The organism is Brevibacillus halotolerans, assembly GCF_026891775.1.
Taxonomy (GTDB): Bacteria; Bacillota; Bacilli; order Brevibacillales; family Brevibacillaceae; genus Brevibacillus_B; species Brevibacillus_B halotolerans.
On record NZ_JAPTNK010000003.1, the window covers coordinates 171,851 to 195,512 of the forward strand.

22 protein-coding genes are annotated in these 23,662 nt (G+C 40.1%); 5 read left to right on the forward strand and 17 right to left on the reverse strand.

Features of this window, described 5'->3' with window-relative positions; translation table 11 throughout:
* Positions 1-40: 40 nt before the first annotated feature.
* The 11 genes from O0550_RS05720 to O0550_RS05770 all read right to left on the reverse strand — a co-directional run bounded on the left by O0550_RS05720 (position 41) and on the right by O0550_RS05770 (position 9,446).
* Positions 41-1,006 (reverse strand): YpdA family putative bacillithiol disulfide reductase, encoded by a 966-nt coding sequence (locus O0550_RS05720; RefSeq protein ID WP_258425796.1) that lies wholly within the window; start codon positions 1,004-1,006, stop codon positions 41-43.
* Between the two features lie 169 nt (positions 1,007-1,175).
* Entirely contained in the window at positions 1,176-1,949 is a 774-nt protein-coding gene (locus tag O0550_RS05725) for a LolA family protein (protein WP_003340381.1), read from the reverse strand.
* A gap of 350 nt (positions 1,950-2,299) precedes the next feature.
* Complete coding sequence (locus tag O0550_RS05730) at positions 2,300-3,469, reverse strand: FAD-dependent monooxygenase (RefSeq protein ID WP_258425797.1); 1,170 nt, start codon at positions 3,467-3,469, stop codon at positions 2,300-2,302.
* A 316-nt stretch (positions 3,470-3,785) separates the two neighbouring features.
* On the reverse strand, positions 3,786-4,175 hold the full coding sequence (locus tag O0550_RS05735) for a VOC family protein (protein ID WP_096888357.1): 390 nt from the start codon (positions 4,173-4,175) through the stop codon (positions 3,786-3,788).
* Between the two features lie 466 nt (positions 4,176-4,641).
* Positions 4,642-4,836: a hypothetical protein gene (locus tag O0550_RS05740; protein ID WP_003336111.1), complete on the reverse strand. Its 195-nt coding sequence runs from the start codon at positions 4,834-4,836 to the stop codon at positions 4,642-4,644.
* A 44-nt stretch (positions 4,837-4,880) separates the two neighbouring features.
* On the reverse strand, positions 4,881-5,114 hold the full coding sequence (locus tag O0550_RS05745; RefSeq protein WP_003340385.1) for a hypothetical protein: 234 nt from the start codon (positions 5,112-5,114) through the stop codon (positions 4,881-4,883).
* A gap of 410 nt (positions 5,115-5,524) precedes the next feature.
* A complete protein-coding gene (locus tag O0550_RS05750; RefSeq protein ID WP_099421465.1) occupies positions 5,525-5,704 on the reverse strand; it encodes a hypothetical protein in 180 nt (59 codons plus the stop codon).
* A 128-nt stretch (positions 5,705-5,832) separates the two neighbouring features.
* Positions 5,833-6,543 carry a purine-nucleoside phosphorylase gene (deoD, locus tag O0550_RS05755; RefSeq protein WP_003336108.1) on the reverse strand — a complete coding sequence of 237 codons (711 nt, stop codon included), beginning with the start codon at positions 6,541-6,543 and terminating at the stop codon, positions 5,833-5,835.
* 109 nt (positions 6,544-6,652) lie between these two features.
* Positions 6,653-7,588, reverse strand: coding sequence for a S66 peptidase family protein (locus O0550_RS05760; protein ID WP_258425798.1), 936 nt, complete (start codon positions 7,586-7,588; stop codon positions 6,653-6,655).
* Between the two features lie 126 nt (positions 7,589-7,714).
* A complete protein-coding gene (locus tag O0550_RS05765) occupies positions 7,715-8,782 on the reverse strand; it encodes an ATP-binding protein (protein WP_003340391.1) in 1,068 nt (355 codons plus the stop codon).
* A gap of 259 nt (positions 8,783-9,041) precedes the next feature.
* Positions 9,042-9,446: a DUF2203 domain-containing protein gene (locus O0550_RS05770; protein ID WP_003336105.1), complete on the reverse strand. Its 405-nt coding sequence runs from the start codon at positions 9,444-9,446 to the stop codon at positions 9,042-9,044.
* Between the two features lie 191 nt (positions 9,447-9,637).
* On the opposite strand from O0550_RS05770, the gene O0550_RS05775 reads away from it, so the two are divergent.
* Both O0550_RS05775 and O0550_RS05780 read left to right on the forward strand, forming a co-directional pair.
* Positions 9,638-10,342 carry a SprT-like domain-containing protein gene (locus tag O0550_RS05775; protein WP_003340394.1) on the forward strand — a complete coding sequence of 235 codons (705 nt, stop codon included), beginning with the start codon at positions 9,638-9,640 and terminating at the stop codon, positions 10,340-10,342.
* 17 nt (positions 10,343-10,359) lie between these two features.
* Positions 10,360-10,668: a hypothetical protein gene (locus O0550_RS05780; RefSeq protein WP_181747780.1), complete on the forward strand. Its 309-nt coding sequence runs from the start codon at positions 10,360-10,362 to the stop codon at positions 10,666-10,668.
* Between the two features lie 135 nt (positions 10,669-10,803).
* On the opposite strand, the gene O0550_RS05785 is transcribed toward O0550_RS05780, so the two are convergent.
* On the reverse strand, positions 10,804-12,501 hold the full coding sequence (locus O0550_RS05785; RefSeq protein WP_258425799.1) for a M3 family oligoendopeptidase: 1,698 nt from the start codon (positions 12,499-12,501) through the stop codon (positions 10,804-10,806).
* 328 nt (positions 12,502-12,829) lie between these two features.
* Here O0550_RS05785 and O0550_RS05790 point away from each other — a divergent pair, with 328 nt between their 5' ends.
* Together O0550_RS05790 and O0550_RS05795 are read left to right on the forward strand one after the other, a co-directional pair.
* Positions 12,830-13,828 carry a BMP family ABC transporter substrate-binding protein gene (locus O0550_RS05790; RefSeq protein ID WP_035318321.1) on the forward strand — a complete coding sequence of 333 codons (999 nt, stop codon included), beginning with the start codon at positions 12,830-12,832 and terminating at the stop codon, positions 13,826-13,828.
* A gap of 22 nt (positions 13,829-13,850) precedes the next feature.
* Positions 13,851-15,707, forward strand: coding sequence for an ATP-binding protein (locus tag O0550_RS05795; protein WP_003340398.1), 1,857 nt, complete (start codon positions 13,851-13,853; stop codon positions 15,705-15,707).
* 86 nt (positions 15,708-15,793) lie between these two features.
* Here the strand turns inward: O0550_RS05795 and O0550_RS05800 are convergent, their stop codons facing one another.
* Together O0550_RS05800 and O0550_RS05805 are read right to left on the reverse strand one after the other, a co-directional pair.
* Positions 15,794-17,236, reverse strand: a complete 1,443-nt coding sequence (locus O0550_RS05800; RefSeq protein ID WP_022586832.1) for a nicotinate phosphoribosyltransferase — start codon at positions 17,234-17,236, stop codon at positions 15,794-15,796.
* 14 nt (positions 17,237-17,250) lie between these two features.
* Positions 17,251-17,799 carry a cysteine hydrolase family protein gene (locus tag O0550_RS05805; RefSeq protein ID WP_022586831.1) on the reverse strand — a complete coding sequence of 183 codons (549 nt, stop codon included), beginning with the start codon at positions 17,797-17,799 and terminating at the stop codon, positions 17,251-17,253.
* Positions 17,800-18,063: 264 nt separating this feature from the next.
* Here O0550_RS05805 and O0550_RS05810 point away from each other — a divergent pair, with 264 nt between their 5' ends.
* On the forward strand, positions 18,064-19,053 hold the full coding sequence (locus tag O0550_RS05810) for a phosphotransferase (RefSeq protein WP_258425800.1): 990 nt from the start codon (positions 18,064-18,066) through the stop codon (positions 19,051-19,053).
* Positions 19,054-19,133: 80 nt separating this feature from the next.
* On the opposite strand, the gene dacB is transcribed toward O0550_RS05810, so the two are convergent.
* From dacB to O0550_RS05825, 3 genes are all read right to left on the reverse strand, one after another.
* The gene (gene dacB / locus O0550_RS05815) at positions 19,134-22,019 is read right to left on the reverse strand and encodes a D-alanyl-D-alanine carboxypeptidase/D-alanyl-D-alanine endopeptidase (RefSeq protein ID WP_258425801.1); all 2,886 of its coding nucleotides are present in this window, start codon (positions 22,017-22,019) and stop codon (positions 19,134-19,136) included.
* Between the two features lie 303 nt (positions 22,020-22,322).
* Positions 22,323-22,955 carry an NUDIX hydrolase gene (locus O0550_RS05820; RefSeq protein WP_022586827.1) on the reverse strand — a complete coding sequence of 211 codons (633 nt, stop codon included), beginning with the start codon at positions 22,953-22,955 and terminating at the stop codon, positions 22,323-22,325.
* Complete coding sequence (locus O0550_RS05825) at positions 22,955-23,644, reverse strand: metal-dependent hydrolase (RefSeq protein WP_022586826.1); 690 nt, start codon at positions 23,642-23,644, stop codon at positions 22,955-22,957. The genes O0550_RS05820 and O0550_RS05825 overlap by 1 nt, the downstream gene beginning before the upstream one ends.
* Between the last annotated feature and the right edge of the window lie 18 nt (positions 23,645-23,662).

A 23,662-nucleotide genomic window follows, 5' to 3' on the forward strand; every position in this document is an offset into this window, starting at 1 on the left:
TACAACAGCTAGAGGAAGATTAATAACGATCCTTCATTCATTATGTAGTCAAGCTCTTAGCAAGCACTTCGCCATGGAACCTGCCGTTTTCAATAAAAATTTCATTGGCGTGCGCAGAAGAGACAATCACTCCTGCAACAAATACACCGGGAACATTCGTCTCCATCGTAGTTGGATTAAATATCGGCGCTCCGGTTTCTTGATCGAGCTCTACTCCCAGGCTTTGTAGTAGCTGACGATCAGGTCGATAACCAATTAGGCTAAAGACAAAATCATTCGGAATCTCCGTAATCCCCTCAGGATTTTTTATAATCACCATTCTATCCGTAATCTCTTGGATTTCAGAAGAATAGTACACCTTGATACGACCTTTTTCACACAAGCCCTCAAAAATAGGACGAGTCCATGCTTTCACACGAGAAGAAAGCTTCTCGCCACGACAGATCACCGTGACGTGAGCTCCCGCCCGCTCTAAATCCATCGCTGCATCCACCGCAGAGTTATTACCACCTACAATAGCCACTTGCATTCCTGCATAAGGATGTGCCTCCGTATAAAACGAGCTTACTTTTGGCAGTTCTTCCCCTGGAATACCTAGACGGTTAGGATTATCAAAATAACCCGTAGCAATCACAACACGCTTTGTTTCATATTGCTTAGCGGTACCAAAACGATCCGTGCTAGATACAACGAAATGCTTGTCAACTTGTTCGATCCTTCCCACCACTTCAAAGGTCTGCACGCGAATATCATACCTCTTAGCAACCATCCGATAGTAATGAAGGGCCTCTAAGCGGGTTGGTTTCTCATTCGGAGTCGTGAAGGGAACCTGCCCAATTTCCAATAACTCTGGCGTACTATGAAATATCATATAGGTAGGATACCGATAGATAGAATGTACCAGGCTTCCTTTATCCAGCACGAGCGGATCGATTCCGCGTTTTTTTAATGCTACAGCCGCTGACAAGCCGCATGGGCCAGCTCCAATAATGATGATTTCCTCCATAGATGAACTCTCCTTCCAGTTAAATCCATGCCTCTCTTTTTTCTTGTTTCTTTTATTATAAGTCATGTAAACGAAAGAATGTGCTTTGCAAGTGTATTTCTGGAAAACAAAAACCCCCAAGCACCGCCTTACATTAGGAGACACTCAAGGGTTTCTTGAAATCTATGGGTTATTTTTGCGGGTCAAATTGCATATCCTTATACACCTTTACATCAGATGGTAAAGTAAGGGTAAATAATTCCTTTGTAAACGCAGGATAAAAATCTAATTTGGTTACTTCAGTGATCCCTTGTAAGCCAAAAACAGTTGTGATTGACTTCATAGCAACACCTGTATCTTTGTCCATCCACAACTCTACTTGAAGATCATCCTTCTGAGTAGGGATTGCCATGATATGATAGGTTGCACGATTGTTAATGGTTTCTTCGCCTAGAAATTGCAGTTTGTGGTTATTTTTTAATTCACGAAGATAAAAAACATCGTTATTTACCACTTTTTGATCAGGTGCAGCCGTAATTTCACTAGCAGATTTCGTCCCATCACGATAGCTAAGTGAGTATGTACCATTGAATAAATTATAAGTGACAACCCCTGTATGATCTTTCTCCTCAATCCGATATCCTCTGTCTAGCGGACTATACCATTCCTTCGCTGTGGAAGTAACGACCTTTCCTTGTTGCTCACGTTTCACAGTTATTTCTTTATATAGCGGAACCATTTCCATTTTTTTTAATAACTCTTCATATACCTGATCCATTGTGAGTTTACTATTTTTCACCTCTGGTAGGGATTCACTACCTGCTCTCGTCTGCCCAATCACTTTACCCGTTGCATCGTAAACATTGGTCTTCACATATTTATCATATACAGCTTCTTGTGCATACGCTCCTGTTGCTACAAGTGTTGCTCCTACTAAAACCACTGCGATCATTTTCTTTTTCATTTGAAAAATCCTCCCCTATTATAAAAACAAAAATCATTTTGTTATTTTTGTTAATTCATAGTCAAAACAATACTAGATTGCTACTCTATTAGCCCTTCAGCTTGTATGTAGCCATTTATTTTTGCTTGTTTCATAAGCTTTGACGGAGAGATTTGAGAAATGTTACATGACTCGAAAACTTTTTTATTCCCTTTTTGCCAGTAGAAAAATCCTACAGAAATGATGCCTTCTGTAGGTCTGCTCCTCTAATTTCTTATTCAGCCTGTCCCGAGAGGCTGATAAAAATGCTTCCATTCTTCAGAATTTGCAGGTTGTAGGGATCGGCACCTCAGCTCTATATCAACTCAATTTTACAACGTATTTTTGGTATTCTGCGGCTTTACGATGAAGAGATTTTTTAACACAGCATTCATAAGAAAAGGGGGGAAATATTTAAGAAGTGCTTTCTTAAAGTAGACCATTATCTGATTGTCCGATGAGGAGAAATGAGCTGCTTTGATTGACTTTTTCTGTGTTTTCTGAACGGCTTGTTTTAAATAGGATTCATAATTTTGAAATGCTTCATGATGTGTAGAGCAATTCATTAATTCCTCAACTAAATGATAGGCGCCTAGCATTGATTTTCCACCGCCGGTTCCCGACATAAATGTCATAGCATGGGCGGCATCTCCAACTAACACGATTCGTCCCTCGCTCCATTTTGATAGCTTAATGAGAGTCATTGTATCCTGAAAGATGGTAGAGGGATGATCAATTTGTTCAATAATATCCCGAACGCCCCACGTAATGTCTTTGCATAACGCTAGTAAAAATTCCTTGTTGTTTACATCTTTCAGTTGTTCGCGATATTTTTGCTTGTAGATAAACATTCCCCAAATATAGTCCGCATCCATACCGCATTGGACATAATAACCTGGCATTAATGACTCTAGTGTTTGGTTTGTATCCAAGTTTTTGATGAAGATCTCAGGCTTAGGGATCGTAAATACGGAAAATCCGACATCCAACTGTTCTTCAATTTGATTGTCCATCAGTAAATTCCTCGTTTGTGAATGGATGCCATCCGCCCCAAATACGTAATCAAAGGATTCTTCCTTTCCATCCTGAAAACATACCCGAACGCTTTCTTCGTTTTGTGTGAGAGACTGGATTGTCGTATTAAATCTAACATCAATTTGGTTTTTAATAGCTTCATAGAGGATGTTATGCAGAGAAAAACGATGTATCCCAATTGAGCCACCTTGTTGTATATGAAACTTTCTGAAGTCGATATTGCGCAGTTCACTTCCATCTGCCTGAACAAAACGCCGTGTCTCTATTACAACCCCACATTTTTTCACCTGTTCTAGTAAGCCTAGTTTACTTAAAACAAAAAGGGCATCACCGCGTAAACTAATGACCGAGCCTATCGATCGGAACGAACTAGCTTTCTCAATCACAACAGGTTGATGGCCATAAGATAAAAGACAATTAGCCAATGTTAACCCAGCAATCCCACTTCCTGAAATTAAAATTTTCAAGGGTCATTCACCTCCTCTATACATTATTGAAAATCATTATCATTTATTCTTGTCACATGAAAGATTGATGGCGAGAGTTCCTTTGTATGTAGCTAGAAAATTCAGCATCAGAGCATGTTTTTATAAAAAATGCCTGCTGAAACATATGTTTCTAACAGGCTTGCCTAATTCTACAAAGCATAGGCAGTATGCAGGCACCCGCGGAATGTCAAGTATGAAAAAGTTGAACATCTTGTTGTTCATCGCTGTTAGTGGTTGAATGCTTCGTTGTTACTGTTGTGGGAAGTTGAGTCAAGATGTCTTTAACTAAAATCTCTTACTCCGCCGCATTCATGAATACAATTCTCCATCCATCAGGATCTTCTATAGTAGTCCCTTTTTCTTTCCAATAAGGATTCTCTGGCTCAACTGGGTCATAGCCCATTGTCTGCAATCTAGTGGTAATTTTCTGAATTTCATTTATATCAGGCATGTAAAATACCAGCAGATTGTCTTTGGTTGGAGCTGGGCAAGGACTTCCGTTCACATGTCTGGTAAATTCTAAATGATATTCTGCATCAGGTAAGCCAAACATGATTCCATCATAGCCTTCATGGTTTTCAAAGCTCCCAATCCGTTTTAGCCCTATACCTGTTTCATAAAAGCTGATAACCTCTTCATATTTATCCGTTGGTCTTGCTATCCTTACTTGGACCCAGTTCTTCATTCTCATTCCCTCCCTCATATATTTACCCTTTCATTTGTTACTAAGAAGAGCAGATTTTACACGATCCTCCTTTTCATTTGGTAAATTTATATTTTTTTGAAAAAAATCCCAATAGATGACTTACAGACATTGTAAATAAAAATATTTATAAAGTCAATACATATTATACTTTTCAGATATTTTTGTTTAAAAACCTCCAAAACAAACCTTTCCTGCATGTTGTGGCTTTTGGTTGCGAAGCTCACTTTTGTGTTTTGAAATGATGGACAAGGTTATTTGAAATCACGCCTCGATAAATTGGTTCGGCAAGATTTTTCCGATCTAAAAAAACACCCGCCAACTGTGCGAGTGTTTCCAGCTTTATATTGCCCTGCATCTTTTATACTGCCAAGATAAAAACAGCTTCTATACGATGGCACCAATCGCTCTGATACGGGGGCATGTGATGTTGAATGTGTTTCAAGAGCTAGGGAATGGTTACGTAAGAAATATTTAACATAGGTACTTCTACATCCACGTACTCACTATAATCAGGACCATTTAGTATCCTGACCGTTACCGTAGCATTCGTCACCTCTCGCAGGATGCCATAAATAATCCGCTGTAGCACATGAATCTGTACCTCAAAGCCTATATATTCTTCTAGTTCTTTTCTAAACATGGCTGTACCCCTCTCTTACAAGAGAATATTTTTCATTGTTTTCGTTAGTCAGCTACTCGAACCGCTAACACTGCTGAATAGGGTACCAGCACAATATGATTGTTTGCATCAATCCCTCTCATAAAATCGCTTCCTACTTCTACTACAAAAATAACAATTTCACCTGCTGTTGTTGTAATATTCGTATCTACATTGTGGAACCTGTTGCATGCATTTCGCAAAGGAGGAATATAAGGATTGCCACCAAAAAATCTCCAAAAAAATCGACAAAGTCCCATTTTATAACTCCTCTCTATAACAAAATAATACTTACAATAAAAAATTTACAAATGTTTTCCATATACTAGTAATATATTTAAAGGTCAGTCCTTTGGAACCGTACAAGCATACAAGCCGTGAGCCTTTTTCCTGCACAAAAAAAAGACCCAGCTTCTGGGTCTCTATAAAATCCAAAGCCATCTAAAGCAGCTTAAACGGATCATGGCTATTTTATTTCTAGTATTTTTACCAAAGGCTGATCCACTGTCGATTCTAGCCCAAAGCCAACACATTAATCATGTGTATTTCTCCTGCTGAACATGTGCAATCCTTCAAGACTCATCCCATACTTGCTTCGGATTCGCTCCATAAAAGTAAAAAGCCCTATCTCTTTGGAAGATAAGGCTTCATTTTGTGGAATTTGAATAAGTTAACTACAGCCTTTTTGAATGTTAGTTAAACGCCGGTCGATGGTTACTAGTTGACTCCGAATCTTCGACAAACGGTTTTCAGTACTATCCAGTCGTTGATGAATGCCTAAAAGCCTGTGACGAATACGTTCCAATTGTTTCTCTGCACGCTCGGTTTGCTCTAATAATTGAGCTATCAACAATGACCATCTCCCTATTGAATTAAACTCCACAACCTGTTTGTAACCGTTTTAATGAAGTTTGAAACCTTTTTTCATAAAAAAATTGTCCCGCCTAATTCATAGGCAGGACAAGTAGAAGCAGTTACTTACGCTTCTGCAATAATAGCTTCCAATGCAACTTCAATCATTTGGTTAAAGGTGGTTTGACGCTCCATAGCTGTTGTTTCTTCACCTGTCAAAATATGATCACTCACTGTAAGGACAGACAATGCGCGAGCACCAAATTTAGCTGCGATTGTGTACAGAGCAGTTGTTTCCATTTCAACCGCTAGGACGCCGTATTCAGCCAATTTTGGCAAGCGAGCTGTATCATCATTATAGAACGAATCACTTGTAAATACGTTACCAACCCTAGTCGGCATGTTACGTTCAGTAGCTACGTCATATGCTTTTTTCAACAAGTCAAAGTTAGCTGTTGGTGCATAATCGATATTGTTAAAACGTACTTTGTTAACGGCAGAGTCAGAAGAGGAAGACATCGCAATGATAATATCTCTAACCTTTACGTCTTTTTGGATCGCACCGCATGTGCCTACGCGAACCAAATTTTTCACGCCATAAGAGTTAATTAATTCATGAACATAGATAGAAATGGATGGTACACCCATTCCAGTTCCCATAACAGACACGCGTTTTCCTTTATAAGTACCTGTAAATCCTAGCATACCGCGAACATTATTAAAGCACTCTGGGTTTTCCAAGAATGTTTCAGCAATGTATTTGGCACGCAACGGGTCACCTGGTAATAAGATAGATTCTGCAATTTGGCCTTCTTTAGCTTCGATATGTACACTCATGTTCGTGTCCCTCCAGTTATGTAAGAGATAGTTGGACGGGCATCAAAAGAGACGCCTTTCGTATTATACCCTATCCTTCTTACATATCATAGCTAAATTATCACAATCCTCATTCTATCGTTAAACTTTCCTCCACACAAAGTATTCCTTCATGAGCGTTAACAGTACCTCTCACGCCTAATGGCAGCGGGAGGTTAGTTGGATCGTGACCGATTTGCATATTAGCTAGCGTAGGTTTCTGAAAAGGAACAATGATTCTTTCAAAAACCTCCTCGACCGTAAAGCTTTCTTTCCCTTCTTTTGTGGCACAAGCCTCCCAGGAGCCTAAGATAATTGCGCTCGCATCGGAAAATTTACCTGCTAAAGCTAACTGAGTTAACATGCGATCCACTTGATATGGCTCTTCATCTATATCTTCTAAAAATAATATTTTATCAGTCGTATCAAGCTCGTATGCTGTTCCTAGCGTCGTACAAATTAAGCTAAGATTCCCGCCAACTATAGTGCCAGAAGCCGTACCTGGCACAAGGCAACGAGTAGCTATACCAGGTGGATTAACGATTTCACCCAACGGCTCTGCACAAAAGAATATCCGTTCTAAGTACTCTTTGGAAAGGGGATCAAAGCCATTAACCGGTTCTACTGCTGCCATGGGACCATGCAGAGTAGCTAAGCAAGCCTCCTGCATAAATGCCGTATGCAACGCTGTAATATCACTATAGCCAATAAATAGCTTCGGATTCTCTGCTATAATCGAGTAATCCAATAAGTCTAAAAGCTGTGGTGTACCATAGCCTCCTCGAAGACACCAAATCGCTCTCACCTCAGGATCACGAAACATCGCTTCCAGCTCACAAGCCCTATTTTCTGGTGTATCACTTAAATATCCACCAAAGGAACGATAGCTACTAGGCCCTACCTTAACACGCAATCCCATAGCTTCTACCTCGCATATCGCCTTCTCTACCCGATACCCCTCAACTGGACTTGCCGGCGCTATTAATCCAACGCAATCTCCAATTCGTAATGTACATCCTTTATTCATGTACGACTCCCCCTAGATGTCTGATGAAATTATTATTGTTCAAACTCATTTTCTATACGTATGAGCCGTATCAGGCCTTTTATCCCCGTTTCCTACCGAAAAATAACTGTGTCTTCAAAAAGATTTTTAGAAAGGATGAATGGGGAGGGCAACAGTGACAATCGTCCCTTCATTTTCCTGACTATGAATCATGATTCTTCCCTGATGCTGTTTCACTACTTGATAACACATAGTAAGTCCCAGTCCTGTTCCTTTTTCCTTCGTCGAATAAAAGGGTTCTCCTAATCGATGCAAGCGTTCTTCTTCAATCCCGATACCTTCATCCACGATTGCTATGCATACCTCTAGCTCGTTTACATACACTGTCAGAAAAATATCTCCCCCACCAGGCATTGACTCGGCTGCATTCATGAACAAGTGCAGTAAAACTCGCTTCATTAAATCTCGATCGCAGCTAATCAAGGGTATTTCTCCATAGAAATGAAACTCAATGTGGATATCTAGGAACAGGGATTGATTTTCTTCATAAAAAAGCTCTATTGCTTCCTCTACAAGACTTGGAAGATATAGATAGTCACGTTGTATTGGTTCAGGCAAAGACAACTGCATAAATCCATCAACAATCTGCTCGATTCGTTCGAATTCTCCTCCCATGATTTGCAGATACTTCTGTATCCTCTCATCTCTGTTTTCCATTTGCTTCTCCATTAATTTAAGAAAACCCTTTAAAGAAGTTAAGGGATTACGTAATTCATGAGCAATGGCAGCTGAGAGCTGACCTACTACCCATAGCTTCTCAGATTTACACTGCTTCTCTTCCACAAGCTTACGTTCTGTAATATTGCGTACAATCCCAACTACAAATTGAGTTGAGTTTGCATGCTGAATGGGATGTAGGGCAATTTCGTAAGTAGAGGTACCAAGCGGAGCGTTCAGACTTTCTTCATATTCGACCGTAGATTGCTGTTGTACGGCTTCAAAACATTTATCCACAGAAAAAAGCATTGCTTCTTCTTTGAAAGAGGCTTGTATGGGTTTTCCAACAACTTCATCATATTCATATCCAGTAGCTTCTAAAAATGCTTCATTTACCTGTAACACTACGAATTGCTGATCTGCCGTTACCTTTATCAAGAAGATAATGTCTTTTACTTGATTCATCAGAAATGAAAACGTGGCCAACTCAGTTTGCATTGTTTTCCCTCTCCAGCTTTACAATCCTTTATTGTCTACTAAAAAACATCCTCCTCTTACATTCGCCCCTGTATATCCATTTTCTTGCAATCAGCTTTCTCTAAACTGCAAAAACGGATTGCTAGTCTTGTGTCTATGAAAAGAACCGTAATCGAAAGCTATAAAAGAAAGGGACAAGCATTTTACCTCCGCTCATCCCTCGTTCGTTCGTATTATAAAAATGCTTCTGGCCATAGGCGAAAAAGAAGATGTGTAGAAGCTACGAGATTTTTCTTCTACCGAGAAAGCCTTCTTCCATCCCATGATAGTGGCTAACACTCCCCTCTCCTAGCTTCCAACAGAGGTATACCTCTACTCCATCTAGAATGGCCGGAAAATCCACTAACCCAAGCTCTATCTCTTTAACCTTCATGCCATGTCTTTCGATCGCTTCAGCATGCATGGAATACTCCATATGCAAAAACTCTATCTGACATTCTAATTCAAAAACCTCATGATCGGCAAAGTCATTAATCCCAATATGGTCAACATGACTTTTGACAATTTGCAAGCGGTGATATTTCTCAGAAATTTCGCGCTTTTGATCTCGTAAAAAGAGGAGTTCTTTTTCTAGAAACGGGATATATTGATTCGCTTCATCTAGACTAAAGTATTTCTTGCTCATACAGACTTTCTCCCTTCTACGTAATAATTTTACTTATAAATAACAACAGACTTATCACATTATTCATTTTTCTTCTAAACATTTTACATGAAAACGTCTTCTAATGTAATCCAAAGAACTGTAAATACCTGGTCTCTATATCTAGCTATTTTTTCTTGCCATCTTTGTTTTTCTCTCGCTACAATAGAGATATGAATAGTAAACAAAAACCAACTGCCCTCATGTTAAAATATTTATACGCCCACCTTTTTGTTGTGGACCCAAAACGTGAATTGGAGCTGGAGAAGCTCTCCTATCAGGACGTGTATGAATTTATTCAGCAAATAAAACGTTTCACAAAAGAAAAACAACAAACCTTATCACTCTCTGATAGCTTTCAAGAGCGAGCTATTTGGAGAATTGATACTTCTTCCTCCACGGAATTGTATCAAATTGGCAATCAATTAAGCCTTCATTATTTTGGCCGCCCTTGTAAGATTCCTATCGAATGGGATAAATCAGTAAAGGATGCTGCAGGAAGCTTTATATTTGAGCGAACCTATCAAAAGCCTATTAAAATTGTACAAAGCCTATGGCAATACAATCAATTTGGCGCCCAGCATGTCATCGCCACGCTCAAGCATGAGCTGGCTCATTACCATCTGTGCTTGCAAAACAAGCCCTTTGCGGATGGAACACCAGAGTTCGTAGCCGAATGTAAACGTATTGGAGCTCCCTTATTTGCGGTTAAAATGCTGGAAGGATTTCAGACATACTGCTCTGAGTGCGGCAGAAAGGCAGACATTTTAAAAAAAGCGCGTAAAAAAGATAAAAGCCCTTGCTGTAAAGCGGCACTCGTATGCAAAGAGTATGTCATTCGTTTGCCTGATGGACGTCTTGTCCAAGTAGAAGTGTAATGTAAAGGAGAAGGAAAATGAGCCGTAAAGAAATTGAGGACCAGATTATCCGACAATATCAGCATGATGAACATATGATGATTCTAGTCTTTGCACAATGGTGCATCAATCATGGACTTGATCCACATGAGCTATATCAGAGAGCGTATCCCAAGCAAGGTCAAAATCCATTGCTTGACCAAATCATGGAGTTGACCGTTCCCAAGGAAGAAGCCGGCACGATTGAAAATGATACACTGCTTGCTATGCTATCCATGTATGAAAATGATGATCTTGCTTTCGTGGTGAGTGAGGAGATAGAAAGACTAGTAGCACCTAAAAGCTAAGATCTGATTGATTACTTATAAGCAAAGCTTATTACTATGAGGTTAAAATCCTGAATGTGTGAAATGCGGATGATCGGGCGTACGTATTAGCTTGTCGCGTACACCCGATCTTTCTATTTATTCCCCGCTACATTCTTACATTTTTTCATAATCAGCTTGTTCTAACCAATCTACAATATCCTTAACCACTGAATCTAGACAGCCTGCTGTAAATGGGGAGCGCAGCTCTGCCAGCTCGACGATCTCCGTAAAGCTTTTGCTGCCTCCTACTTCGCAAATACGCAAGTAGTTTTTCCATGCTTGGTCTCGATCTTTATTTGCTAATTGCCAAAACTGGAAGGCACAAATTTGAGCAAGACCATAATCAATATAATAAAAGGGATACTTGAAAATATGGCGCTGTTGATGCCAGTAATTTCCACGCTCTAAATAATCATTTTCTTCAAAGTTGTAGTAAGGACGGTACTCCCGTTCTAGCTGCCTCCATGCTTGTTTACGATCCTCGGGGCTTGCTGTGTGGTTTTCGTAAACATAATGCTGGTATTCATCCACCATGCAAATATATAGAATGGAGGAAAGACTATCATGTACATGCTCATATTTAAATTTCTCGGCATCCTCTTTAAAAAAGAGAGACATCCATGGCCAGGTTAAAAATTCCATACTCATGGAATGAATCTCGGCTGATTCACTAGTTGGAAAGATGCATTCTGGCATGGGGATGTGCCTGCTAGAATATGCTTGGAAGGCATGACCTACCTCATGTGTTAGTACAACAACATCATGGGAAGTTCCATTAAAGTTGGCAAAAATAAACGGGACTTTTTGCTCCTGAAAATAGTCACAGTAGCCACCTGTTGCCTTGCCTTTTCTGCTATACACATCAAGCAAGCCTCTATCTACCATCATTTTGAAAAATTCGTTCGTCTCAGGAGATAGCTCCTTATACATTCTTTTTCCGTTTTCTAAGATCCATTCCGGCCCCCCTTTTGGGACTGGATTTCCAGAAGGAAACAACAAAGGATCATCATAATAAGTTAACGTCGAGACCCCAATGTGTTGTCGCTGACGTTCTTTAAGGCGGTTCACGGCTGGTACAATCTGCTTTTTCACTTGTTCACGGAATACGCTAACCATCTCTTGGTTATAGTCAATTCGTTGCATACGAGCATAGCCTAGCTCCACGAAGGATGGGAAGCCCAGCTTATGTGCGATAGTTGTTCTGATTTTAACAAGCTTGTCAAATATGTGGTCTAGTTCTGCTTCATGATCTTTCATATATTGATATTTTGCATCAATGGATTTTTTACGAATATCCCGATCGGTTGATTGCTGATATGGGCCTAGTTCGGGTAAGGATAGTTCCTTGCCATCAAATTCAACCTTAGCACTGGCTAGCAATTTTACATATTCGCTACAATATTTATTCTCCTCCTGCAAATCATAAAGAACATCTGGAGAGAAGGTGCTCATTTGCTTTTCTGCCAATGTAAAATAAACCTTCCCCCACTTTTGCTCATGCTTCTCTCTGTGGCGGGAATGTAAAATTGCACGATAGTATTCGTTCTTCCACTCATCAAAGTAAGGAACCTGCTCATCATAAAATTCTTGTTCTTTCTTATAAAAATCATCTTCCGTGTTTATGCAAAAACGATTGCTAGCGATGCTCCATGCGGTTAGGAATTTTCGCTGTAAGGCAAGTATAGTAGCTATGGCTGCTTCTTCTTGTTCATACGTACTTATTTCCGTAAAATTATTCAATTGTTCAGTAAATTCTTCTTTCAATTGGGACATATTAATTCGTTCATACGGAAAATCCTTAGATTGTAACATGCTGTGTTATCTCCCCCTTATTTAATTTGGATTCGGTTTTTAAAGAAAAACTCCTGCTTTTTTCTCAGATCATTTAAAATTCACTGTCATTACAAAATTTCATTTCAATATGTCTATTTTCCTGCTATATTTGTATCATTTAGCCTATCACTCGTTTTTATTACAATTTATACTTTCAGAGGATAAAATTTACTTATTTCAAAAAAACATATTTTATGTTATTAATATGTATGATTAAACCAAGCAGGAAATTGTTATTATTTGTCGAATCTTGCAAATGGGAACTAATGTTCAAATATGGTATATGTCACCTATGGGAGGAAATGAAGTGACCGAACAATCCAAGGGTTTCGTCTACATTATTGGAGCTTTGGTAATCTGGTTACTTTTGCTCCTAACCTTTCAGTTTCTATTAAATATGAAACAAATCCAAGGGTTCACACGAAAAAATGTAGCCGAACATCAAATTGCTTTACTTTTAGAGGGTCCTACTTTCGATCAAGCTTGGAATAGTGCAGCCCTGCAGACTATGTATAAGCTACAGGACAAGTATCATTTTGATCTAGAGATCGTTCAGGAAGTGGATAGACATAAAATTAAGGCAGTCGCATCCAATCTGGCAGAGTCAGGATATGATTTAATCATGGGTCACGGAATCGTTTTCTCTGAACCCTTTACAGAGGTAGCTGCCATGTATCCACATACAAGGTTTGTCACTCTTAATGGAACGGCCAGTCATCCAAATCAAACAGTCATTCAATTTGATATGGAACCAGCCGGTTATCTTATTGGCAAGCTGGCTACCCTGATGTCCAAAACGAAGACTGTAGGCTTTATCGTTGCAGATATGCCTAATGATAGGCCTCTTGCGAAGGGATTAGTGCGTGGAGTGAAAGAAACAGACCCTTCTGCAAAAGCTTTAATCAGGTTTATTCCAGATTACAATGATACAAAGGCCGCCGTCAAAGCCGCTCGGATTTTGATGACTGAGCATAAAGCTGATGTGATTTACTCTGCAGGTGATAGTATTAATTTACAAGTAATCAATGAGGTGCAAAAACAAAATGTCCTTGCTATTGGATATATTAGTGATCAGCGTTTCTTAGCGCCGAACCATGTAATTTCTAGCCTCGTGCAAGACGTAGAGCAAGTGTATACGACCTTAATTGAACAATATCTTCAAAAAAGACTTGAAAGTGGCACTGTATTGTATGGGCTTAATGAGAATGTAAATTGCTTGGGGCCTTATGGAAAGATGGTTCCTCTTTCCGTCCAACTAGAAATGAATCGTACCATAGAAAATCTAAAACGAGCCAATGCCCATTGATCATGGCTTAGGAGGGATATTAATGTCCCCTTTTCGCAACATGGGATTTCAGATGAAAATGATGTTAAGTTACTTTGTGATGATGCTTCTCATTGGCTCCGTTGCAATTCTGAATAGTTATCAGATCACCAAGGTAACCTCTGAGGAATCTCATTTAACGCAAAAGGTTGTTCCACAAACCAATGCTTTATTAGAACTAAAAAATCAATTGTATACGAAAATGTTTGCCTTACAAATGTATGTATCAACACGTGAACCGAACTATCTGGAAAAATATTATACCGTTTTTGAGATGCGAGATACGTTCACAATGTTGAAACGAAATGAGGAAAACAAGGAATTTTTCCAAATCATCGACCTGATTCATGAATTAGATCTTATTTTCCTAAATAAAGTTGATCCATTACTGAAAGCCAACAACGTAGACGCTGTTACCTTCGTCTTAACAACAGAGGTTGACCCTAAAATCGCTTACCTAGAGAAGTTCGTCAGTCTATCCTTACGAACGATTGAATCGAAAACATCAGAAGAAGTGCTAAACAGCAGCAAACGTCTAAAATTTTCACTCATTATTACATATACCATTTCGGTAGCCTCTATTTTGTTCGGCTTATTTTGTACCCTCTACTTCCGAAGAGAACTAATGCGCCCGATTCGCTCGCTCCTAAGACAGATGCGTGAGGTTTCGAATGGAACTTTTGGTCAGCAAATTACGTACAGTGTACGCGATGAATTTTATGAACTAGCACAAGAATGTAACAAGATGTCACGCAATATTTCTCTCCTTTTTCAACAAGGAGAACGCCAAAATCAAATTTTGGCCCAAGAGAAGCATGTTCGAGAGCAAATTCTTGATTCCTTGCCTGTAGGGATCATTACCCGCCATTTTGTTACTGGTGAGGTTTATATTAACCGCAAGGCCTTAGAATTAGTACAGCTAGATGAAGAATCATATCCGCGTACAGTGACTCCGCAAGTCTGGGTATCAAAAGATGATCCAAGCATGGATTGTAATTCCGTTTGGTTTGAGAATCAAAAAATGGAGCTATTACATAAAAATAACTCTCCTTTCCTTGGTCTCGTTTCCTACGTTCCTTTACGTGATAATGATCAAGGAAATATGGGGTGGATGGTTGTTTTATCCGACATTACCGAACAAGAACAGGTACAACAATATATTAACCAATCCGAAAAACTAGCCTTGGTCGGACAATTAGCTGCTGGTGCCGCTCATGAAATTCGTAACCCTCTAACAGTAATCTATGGATTTATTCAATTGCTACAACAAAAGCTAACAAAAGAAGAACGTAAAAAATATCACCTATCACTTGTCCTGCAAGAGATAGAGCGTGTGAACAAAATCGTTACGGAAATGTTACTTTTGTCAAAACCCTCAACACCTATAAATCGTGAAATTCCTGCCTTAGAGCTATTGAACTCTATTTTTACCTTAACGAAGGGGGAAGCTCTTCTGCATGGAATTGAAATGAAATTTATTTGTCCTCCAACCATTTCGCTTTATGTTGATCAGGAGCAAATGAAGCAAGTCTTATTAAATTTAATGAAAAATAGCATGGAGGCAATGCCACAGGGAGGACAACTAAAGGTTGTCTGCACGGAAACAACATCAGGCGTACGTATTCGCATTATTGATACCGGAAATGGTATCCCTGAAGAATATCTATCTCGTGTGATGGACCCTTTCTTCTCTGTAAAAGAAGGCGGGACTGGTTTAGGCCTGCCTATTACAATGCGCCTTGTGAGCAATCATGGTGGTGAAATGCAAATAGAAAGTAAACTAGGTAAAGGGACTACGATTACCATTGATCTTCCCCACCAACCTAAAAAGGCTGACCAATCAGACCATAATGAGCAGTAAGAAAATCATCACCAGCAGTTACCACCATGCACTTCAACAAATGAAGAGGGCGCTCGGTTAATCGAACGCCCTCTTATCTATTTCCATTATTTTTGTTTATGCTGCGAAATGAGATTCATTTTGGTGTCCCATACTAATTGACTTAAATCAACTGGGTACCTCTCCGGATTTAATTTACGCAGATATTCATCCCAGAACAGTTGATACTGTTGTTTATGATATTCTTTAGTCTCCTCAAGAGTAGGAGACTGATACACTAAGACTCCATCTTCATAGATCGTTTGCAACAATTCGATTGCCTCGTAGTTCTCCACAAATTTATGAAGGTAAACGTGAACTGGATCAAATAGCATAATACGCGGCAGGCCATGGACCTGTTCTTCTGCCATTGCAATATAATCTCCTTCAGCCTTACCCGTATCCTTGTTAATTACTCGATATACACGTTTGTTCCCTGGGGTCGTAATTTTTTCTGGATTTCCTGAGATTTTAATCGTCGGGATGTAGTGATCTTCTTCTTTCTTAGCTACCACCTTATATACTCCACCTAATGCAGGATTATCCTCTGCTGTGATGAGCTTGGTTCCCACACCCCACGTATCAATCTGAGCTCCTTGCATTTTTAGATTGAATATCACATTCTCATCTAAATCGTTGGATGCTATAATCGCAACCTCCGGAAAACCTGCATCGTCTAGCATCTTGCGGGCTTTTCTCGACAAATAAGCAATATCCCCACTATCTAGCCGAATACCTTTTAATTGCTTTCCTTCTTTGCGCAGCTTTTCTCCCACCTTTATGGCGTTCGGTACTCCGCTTTTTAACGTATCATATGTATCAACAAGCAAAACCACATTTTCCGGAAGAGCCTTTGCAAATTTCTCAAACGCTTCCTCCTCTGTAGCATGGTCCTGCACCCACGAATGCGCGTGCGTACCCTTTGTAGGAATTTTAAACAACATACCAGCCCGCATGTTTGATGTGGCATCAAAACCCGCCAAATAGGCCGCGCGTGCCCCCCATACGGCAGCGTCTGCTTCCTGTGCTCGTCTTGTTCCAAACTCCAGCAAAGTTTCATTTGGAGCGATTAAACGAATACGTGCCGCTTTTGTCGCGATTAAAATCTGGTAGTTGATAAAGTTTAGAATGGCGGTTTCAATTAATTGTGCTTCAAAGACACGAGCTTCTACCTGTATCAATGGCTCATTTGGGAAAATGATAGTTCCCTCAGCCATACAACGAAGCTGACCTGTAAAACGCAATTTTGCTAGCTCCTCTAAGAAAGCAGGCTCATAATTTTCTTCCTGCTCAGCCAAATACTCCAGCTCTTGTTTCGTAAAGTGCAGATTGTCAATATATTCAATAACCCGTTGTAATCCGGCAAACACAGCAAAGCCATTTCCAAAAGGAAGTTTTCGGAAATAAGCCTCAAAGACACGAATTTGATTGTGTGTACCATTTTTCCAATGAGCATACATCATGTTGATCTGATATTTGTCCGTATGTAACGTCAAATTCTCATAGTTCACAGCTGGCAGCTCCTTTATTTTGACACGACGGTAGCACCCATCGCATTCTTGAAGTGTTGCAAGGCCCATTGGTGCCCTGTAGCCGAAAAGCTTTGCACGGCATCCTCATGAATGACCACTTGATATCCACGGTTATAGGCATCAACTGCCGTATGAAGTACGCAAATATCCGTGCATACACCAGTCAAATGCACTTCCGTAATGCCTTTTGCCCGCAGGCGAATATCCAAGTCGGTTCCTGCAAAAGAACTGTATCTTGTTTTATCCATCCAGAAAATATGTTCTTTATTTTGTTCGTAAATCGTTTGAATCTCTCCATAAAGATCGCGGCCATGTGTTCCACGAATATTATGAGGAGGATATAATTTTGTCTCCGGATGGTCAGGATCATTCTCCTCATGAAGATCAACAGCCATGATAATCTCATCCCCGTTTTGCAGAAATTCTTCTATTAACGAACGTATGCGATTCTCAATAGCTTGTCCAGGTGCTCCGCATGTTAATGCTCCCTCGTCCGCCACAAAGTCAACCGTATAATCAATAACAACTAGTGCACGATTCATCAGCCACATCTCCTTCCCGAAGTCGGCTCTTCATGTAAATGTGGGCCGCTTTGCATTTATATGCATCATTGTATGATGAGGACATACCGTTGTCAAACCAAGAAAATAGCCTGTTTTCCTTTAGACAAGCACACCCCGGCTTCTAGTATCTGACACCCTAATTTTTGAGGCTTGGTTATGCAGATTCATGTAGGTACAGGTACACAACTTTTCAAATGTGTCATAGACTGAAAAGATAATGACATAGAGGATGTGAGCATTCTCATGAACAAGCTACTTGCCAATCAGGTTAAAAAGCATTTTGGCTTGACAGTACGTTCAAGTAAAAATTTAAGTAGAATTTCAACTGTGCATGTAAGTAAAATCATAACCGACCAAGGCATCTATCTTCTGAAAGGAAAGGAAGAGCAAGAGAGCCGTATGCGTTACATCCGTGCAGCTCAACAGCATCTGCATGAAAAAAAAATTTTGATCCCCCGTGAATATCTAACAGTAAACGGACGGCCATATTTCACATTCGAAAACAAACGATACATTTTACAGGAGTGGATTAAAGGAAAAAGTCCCACTGTTTCCTCCTTGGGAAACATTTTAAAGCTGGGTAAACTTATCGGTCGGTTTCATCACCGTTCCTTAGGATTTTCTCCCCCGGCTGACTGTAGAGCCATGGGGGCCTTAGACTGGGAAAATGAGTATCAAGCGGATAAAAGACGTATCGATCAGTGGTATAAGAAGCATCTACGTTCTGATTCTCCTAAAATCAAGTGGATTATACGTTATTGTAAACGGTTTAGCTCACGTGCCGAATGGGCCTATCAAAAGTTACTTGCTAACTCTTTTTATCACGAATGGAAATCGTACCCAGATGAACAGCATTATCTATGTCATGGCGATTATCATCCTCGAAACACCATGTTTCAGAAAAGCACTCCTTATCTCATCGACTGGGAAGATATCCGACACGATTTTGTTTCCAAGGATATTTCCCGTATGCACTTTATGATCATGCGCAAGCATAAAACCTTTTGTCCCTCACGCTTTGAGTCCTTTTTACAGGCGTATCAACAGCAAAATCCACTACAGTCTCATGAATTAGGGCTTCTTTATATTGACCTTTCATTTCCCCACATGTTTGAACGTTTTCTGCGAAAAAGCCTGTATAAGAAAATGAATACAAAAGAAGTGGCTTCATTTGTGAAGAATGAATGGAAAAAAACACTTTACATGTGCCGAAAAGCCAAGCTCTATTGCTGAGCTTGGCTACTCTTCGTTGCCCTTTTCAGCTTCTAAAAAAATTCGACCTCGATAGTAGAATTTCTTTAGAAGCCCTTTCGTTATTCTTGATAAGAAGCTAGTAATTCAAAGACTTTATCCTCCCATTTGCTCATTTTTTCTGGAGAACGGATATGTCCATTGAGAATAATCGTTACAGCTAGACGTTCATTCTTTTTCGTAGTAATATAGCCGCTTATGCTAGACACACCCTGTGATTGGCTACTCAATGCCCGCAGATTACCTTGAGCATCTGTGCGTTTTAACCTGTTTTTCAGTGTCCCATCCACACCAGCGATGGGTAGGGAGTTATAATATAATGGATATTCCTTTTGTCCAGCTAATGTAAGTAATGCATCGTTTAGTTGCCGAGCTGAAAGTAAATTATAGCGAGTCACTCCTGAAGCATCAAGAATGTCGTAGCTAGTATTTACCCCCCAGGCTTTTAGAATCTCCTGTGTAGCTGCTATCCCTGCCTCAGTCGTTCCCTTGCCAGCTTTGCTTGCCCCTATCGTTTTATTGACCATTTCTGCAATCAGGTGATCATCATTTTTATTTTGCAGGGTCAGGATATCTTGCAGTACCATGGATCGCACTTCACCTAACTTAATTGCCTCTCGTGTCACTTGTCCCAAAAGCACTTCACTAGTAGGCGATATCTTGATACCAGCATCCTTCATTTTCTGTAGAAATAATACTCCTGAATAAAGAGCCGGTTCCTCTACCGAAACAAGCTCCTTCCGCTCTTTGGTACTCATTGGCAATTCTCCAAGAAAATGAAAAATATTTTTAGATCGTTCTTTTTTCAACTGAAAGGTTTGCTGTGCTCCTTTACCGACAGTGGACGCCTTTTGATAGATGACAACGTAATTGGTTTTTGGCCACATATCAAAGATTACTGGATCGCCAATTTTTAATCCAGGCTTATAGGTAAGCTTTACTTTTCCAGCTTCACTTGTAAGAGCGCTGATTTTTGCAAGTTGCTTCTCCGTATCCCACGGCCAGCCCATACCTACTAACTGATGGTCAAAATAGCTCTGATCAACCAGAATATTGCCATTGACCTGTGTAATTCCTTTATCTAGTAAAAAACCAACTAATTGTTCTAATGTAGGCCCTTGCTCCTCATCATTTTGATGATCTGCACGTAGGGTTGGATCACCGTATCCTTTGACAATGATATCTCCCTCTACCACACCATTTGCATTCGCAGGTTTTGACAGGAATACTTCTGTCTTAAAAGAATAATTCTCTCCCAAGGTCAAAAGAGCCCCAATACTTGTAAGCTCCTTACTAATTGTTCCTGGTGTTAACAAACGATCCGCCTGATGCTCATACAATGTGGCTTTTGACCCTGTTCGGTCTAAGGAACTAACGATCATACTGCCATGCACATTGGCTAGGGCCGGATCTTCCCACAGCGGGTCAAGTAAGGCGCTTAGCTCATATGTCGCATTCGTTGATACTTCAGCAGGGAGTTCCGGTAGTATAGGATATTGGGCTAGCACAGTCCCAATCGAATCTTGCAGCTGAGTTGCAACCTTTGATTTATAAATTCCATTAATCATGATGGAGAAAGCTAGCTTATCGCCATTCGCAGCTGTAACATACCCCGATAAGCTGTTTACTCCGCCCATTGAGCCTGTTTTAGCTATTAGGGTATGAGCTGCTTTGGTCTCTCTCATACGGCTTTTTAATGTACCATCGATACCTGCAATAGGTAAACTCGCTTCAAATGCTTCTCGATACTCCTTCTTTTGCACATAGCGAAGGAGAGCAATCATTTGATTGGGTGTGATCAAATTAAGACGCGACAATCCTGATCCATCCACCTGCACATATGCTCCAGGAAATTTAGCTCCCCGTAGCACCTCAGCAATCGCCTCTGTACCGGTATGCCAGCTACCTTTCCCTTTTTTTATAGCTCCCAATGTCTTGGTTAGCATCTCTGCATAAAAATTATCACTATCTTTATTCAATTCCAGTATGATTTCTGATAGAGGCCGAGAGTAATGAGTCACTAGTGGTGTTCCTTTGACTAAGCTCTTTTTTTGAACCGATTTCTTGTCAACCAATAAGATCCCTTCTGACTGTAGGATAGACTGAAACATTTCACCGACATACAGTGCAGGGTCTTCCATGGTAACGTTTTCTTTATAAGGAATGGCATCTCTACCAATACTGCCCTTCATGATTAGTTGATTATGTCCAATCGTCCGTTCAACAGTGATCTGGGTCTCCCTGCTATCGGTCGTTGTGACAGACGAAATAACCTTTACGTACTCATTTATGGGTGTTATGCTAACAGTAGCTGGTTTACCGACCTCTTTTGCAGGCGTAATCACTAGTTCCATGCTATTTTTATGTAAGGATAATCCACTGATTTGTGCGCTATACGCATACACCTCGTCATCCCACATCCAAGCTGGCCCCAGACGTATATCATCGAAATAGCTTTCATCCACATACACCTTACCTTGAATCCCTGTGATCCCTTTTTGTTTCAATTCAGACGCTATTTGGTGAAAATCTGTTGTTTGTAAAGTTGGATCACCATAGCCTTTTATGATTACATCTCCTTGAAGTACACCGTTTTGTTCTATTTTTCCGTCAGTATATATTTCGGTTTTAAACTGATAATCAGCACCTAATTCCTCCAAAGCAGCAGCCGCAATAAACAGTTTCATATTAGATGCTGGAATAAAATTCTTATCTGCCTCATGCTGATATAGGAAGGCTTCCTTATTCAGATTGTATACAGAGATTCCTGCATACATCCCTTTGCTTACATCCTCATGCGAAAGCTTTTCAAGCAACGAATCTATCTGACGGCCAACCATGCTTGCTTCCATTTTGCTTGCCAATGCGGTGACAGGTGTGAATACCAACTGCATGAGAAGCACCACTGTAAGCACACAGCGTAGCGTAAGACTGTTTTTTCCCTTCATTGCTTTCCTCCTTCTTCTTTATAGAGTAAACAAAGCCAAGCGCTGCCATGCATGTGCAGAAAAAAACGACGACCATCCAAAAGAGAGGTACCCTTACCCTTAAATAAGCAAAAAAAGGGAAAACTAGAACCATAAATTGATAACATACAAGCCATTTCTTACGCTACTGATTCATCTTATAATTATTTTTCTTACTTTTCTGACATAACAAACCAAAGTAGACATGGTATTATAGGACACTGTCCCCTTATACCATGTCTTCCTTGGTTTTCCGCTCTGTTTCATTTGTCCTTATTGCGCAGATTACCTGCGAAAAAATTGTAAAAAATGCAGTAGAATCCGTGCAGTTAATCCCCAGATAATCCGGCCATCTGCTTCATAAAAATATTCAGGGAGCTTTCCATGTCTCCACTTATAATCTCGCCCATTGGCAATGAGATGATACGGGAAATCCTCCCCTGGCTCAAAGCGTAGATCAATGTCAAAGCGATCAGGTATCGTGTCCAAAAGCGTTCGTAACGAAACCGTAAAAACTTCTTCCACTTCATCTGGGTTAGGAGCTAGTTCAGAGATTTTCCTATGTATAAACCCAACATAAGGATAAATTAGTAAGCTTGAGGACAAGACTAAAATATCTAAATCTCCTGCATACATGATCTTATCAGGATCAAGCCCCAATTCTTCTGATGTTTCTCGTCTAGCTGCTTCCCATTCATTGTGATCGCTTTGCTCTATATGTCCACCTGGAAAACAAATTTCACCTGCCTGACTTCTTAACGTGGAAGCACGCTTCTCAAATAAAACAGACCACTCTCCATGTTCATCACGGATCAATGGAACAAGTACGGCAGTTCTACGTGATTCCTCCTGGCCTAAAATGCCACGCTGACGGGTGGATAGTTGGTTAACAACACTTTCTATCTGTTGGTCATTCATTATATCTCCCAGCTTTCTCCCGGCTGCATTACTTTGCCCTGTATGCCTTTTTTGGCTAACTCCTTAACAAAAGCATGTCCATCCTGTTTAATTGGCGGGAACGTATCAAAGTGAATTGGCACGACTGTTTTCGCTCTAGTCCATTCCGCGGCCAGTAAAGCATCTTCTGGTCCCATTGTAAAATGGTCACCTATTGGCAAGAAGGCAAGATCTGGTTGATGTAGCTCACCAATTAGTTTCATATCGCCAAAAAGCCCTGTATCTCCTGCATGGTAAAGGGTTTTACCTCCCATTTGGATGATCAGTCCAGCAGGCATTCCTGTATAAATAATCTGTTGTTCATCATTAAATACAATGCCTGTACTGTGAAATGCTTGCGTCATTTTTACATAGCCGAATGGTAGCTGAACTTTTCCTCCAATGTTAAAACCCACCGTTTTAGCACCTTTCCAGTTCAGGTATTGGGCCAGTTCTACCATACAATAAATCGTAGCATCATTTTGTTTCGCAATCTGTACCGCATCACCAATATGATCACCATGTCCATGCGTTAACAAAATGTAGTCTACTTTTATATCTTCTGGCTTACTTGTTGTTATAGGGTTTCCTGTCAAGAATGGATCAATAATGATGGAATGCTGACCATGAGTTAATTGTACACAAGAGTGTCCATGAAATTGAATGCGCATTATAACCCTCTTTTCATC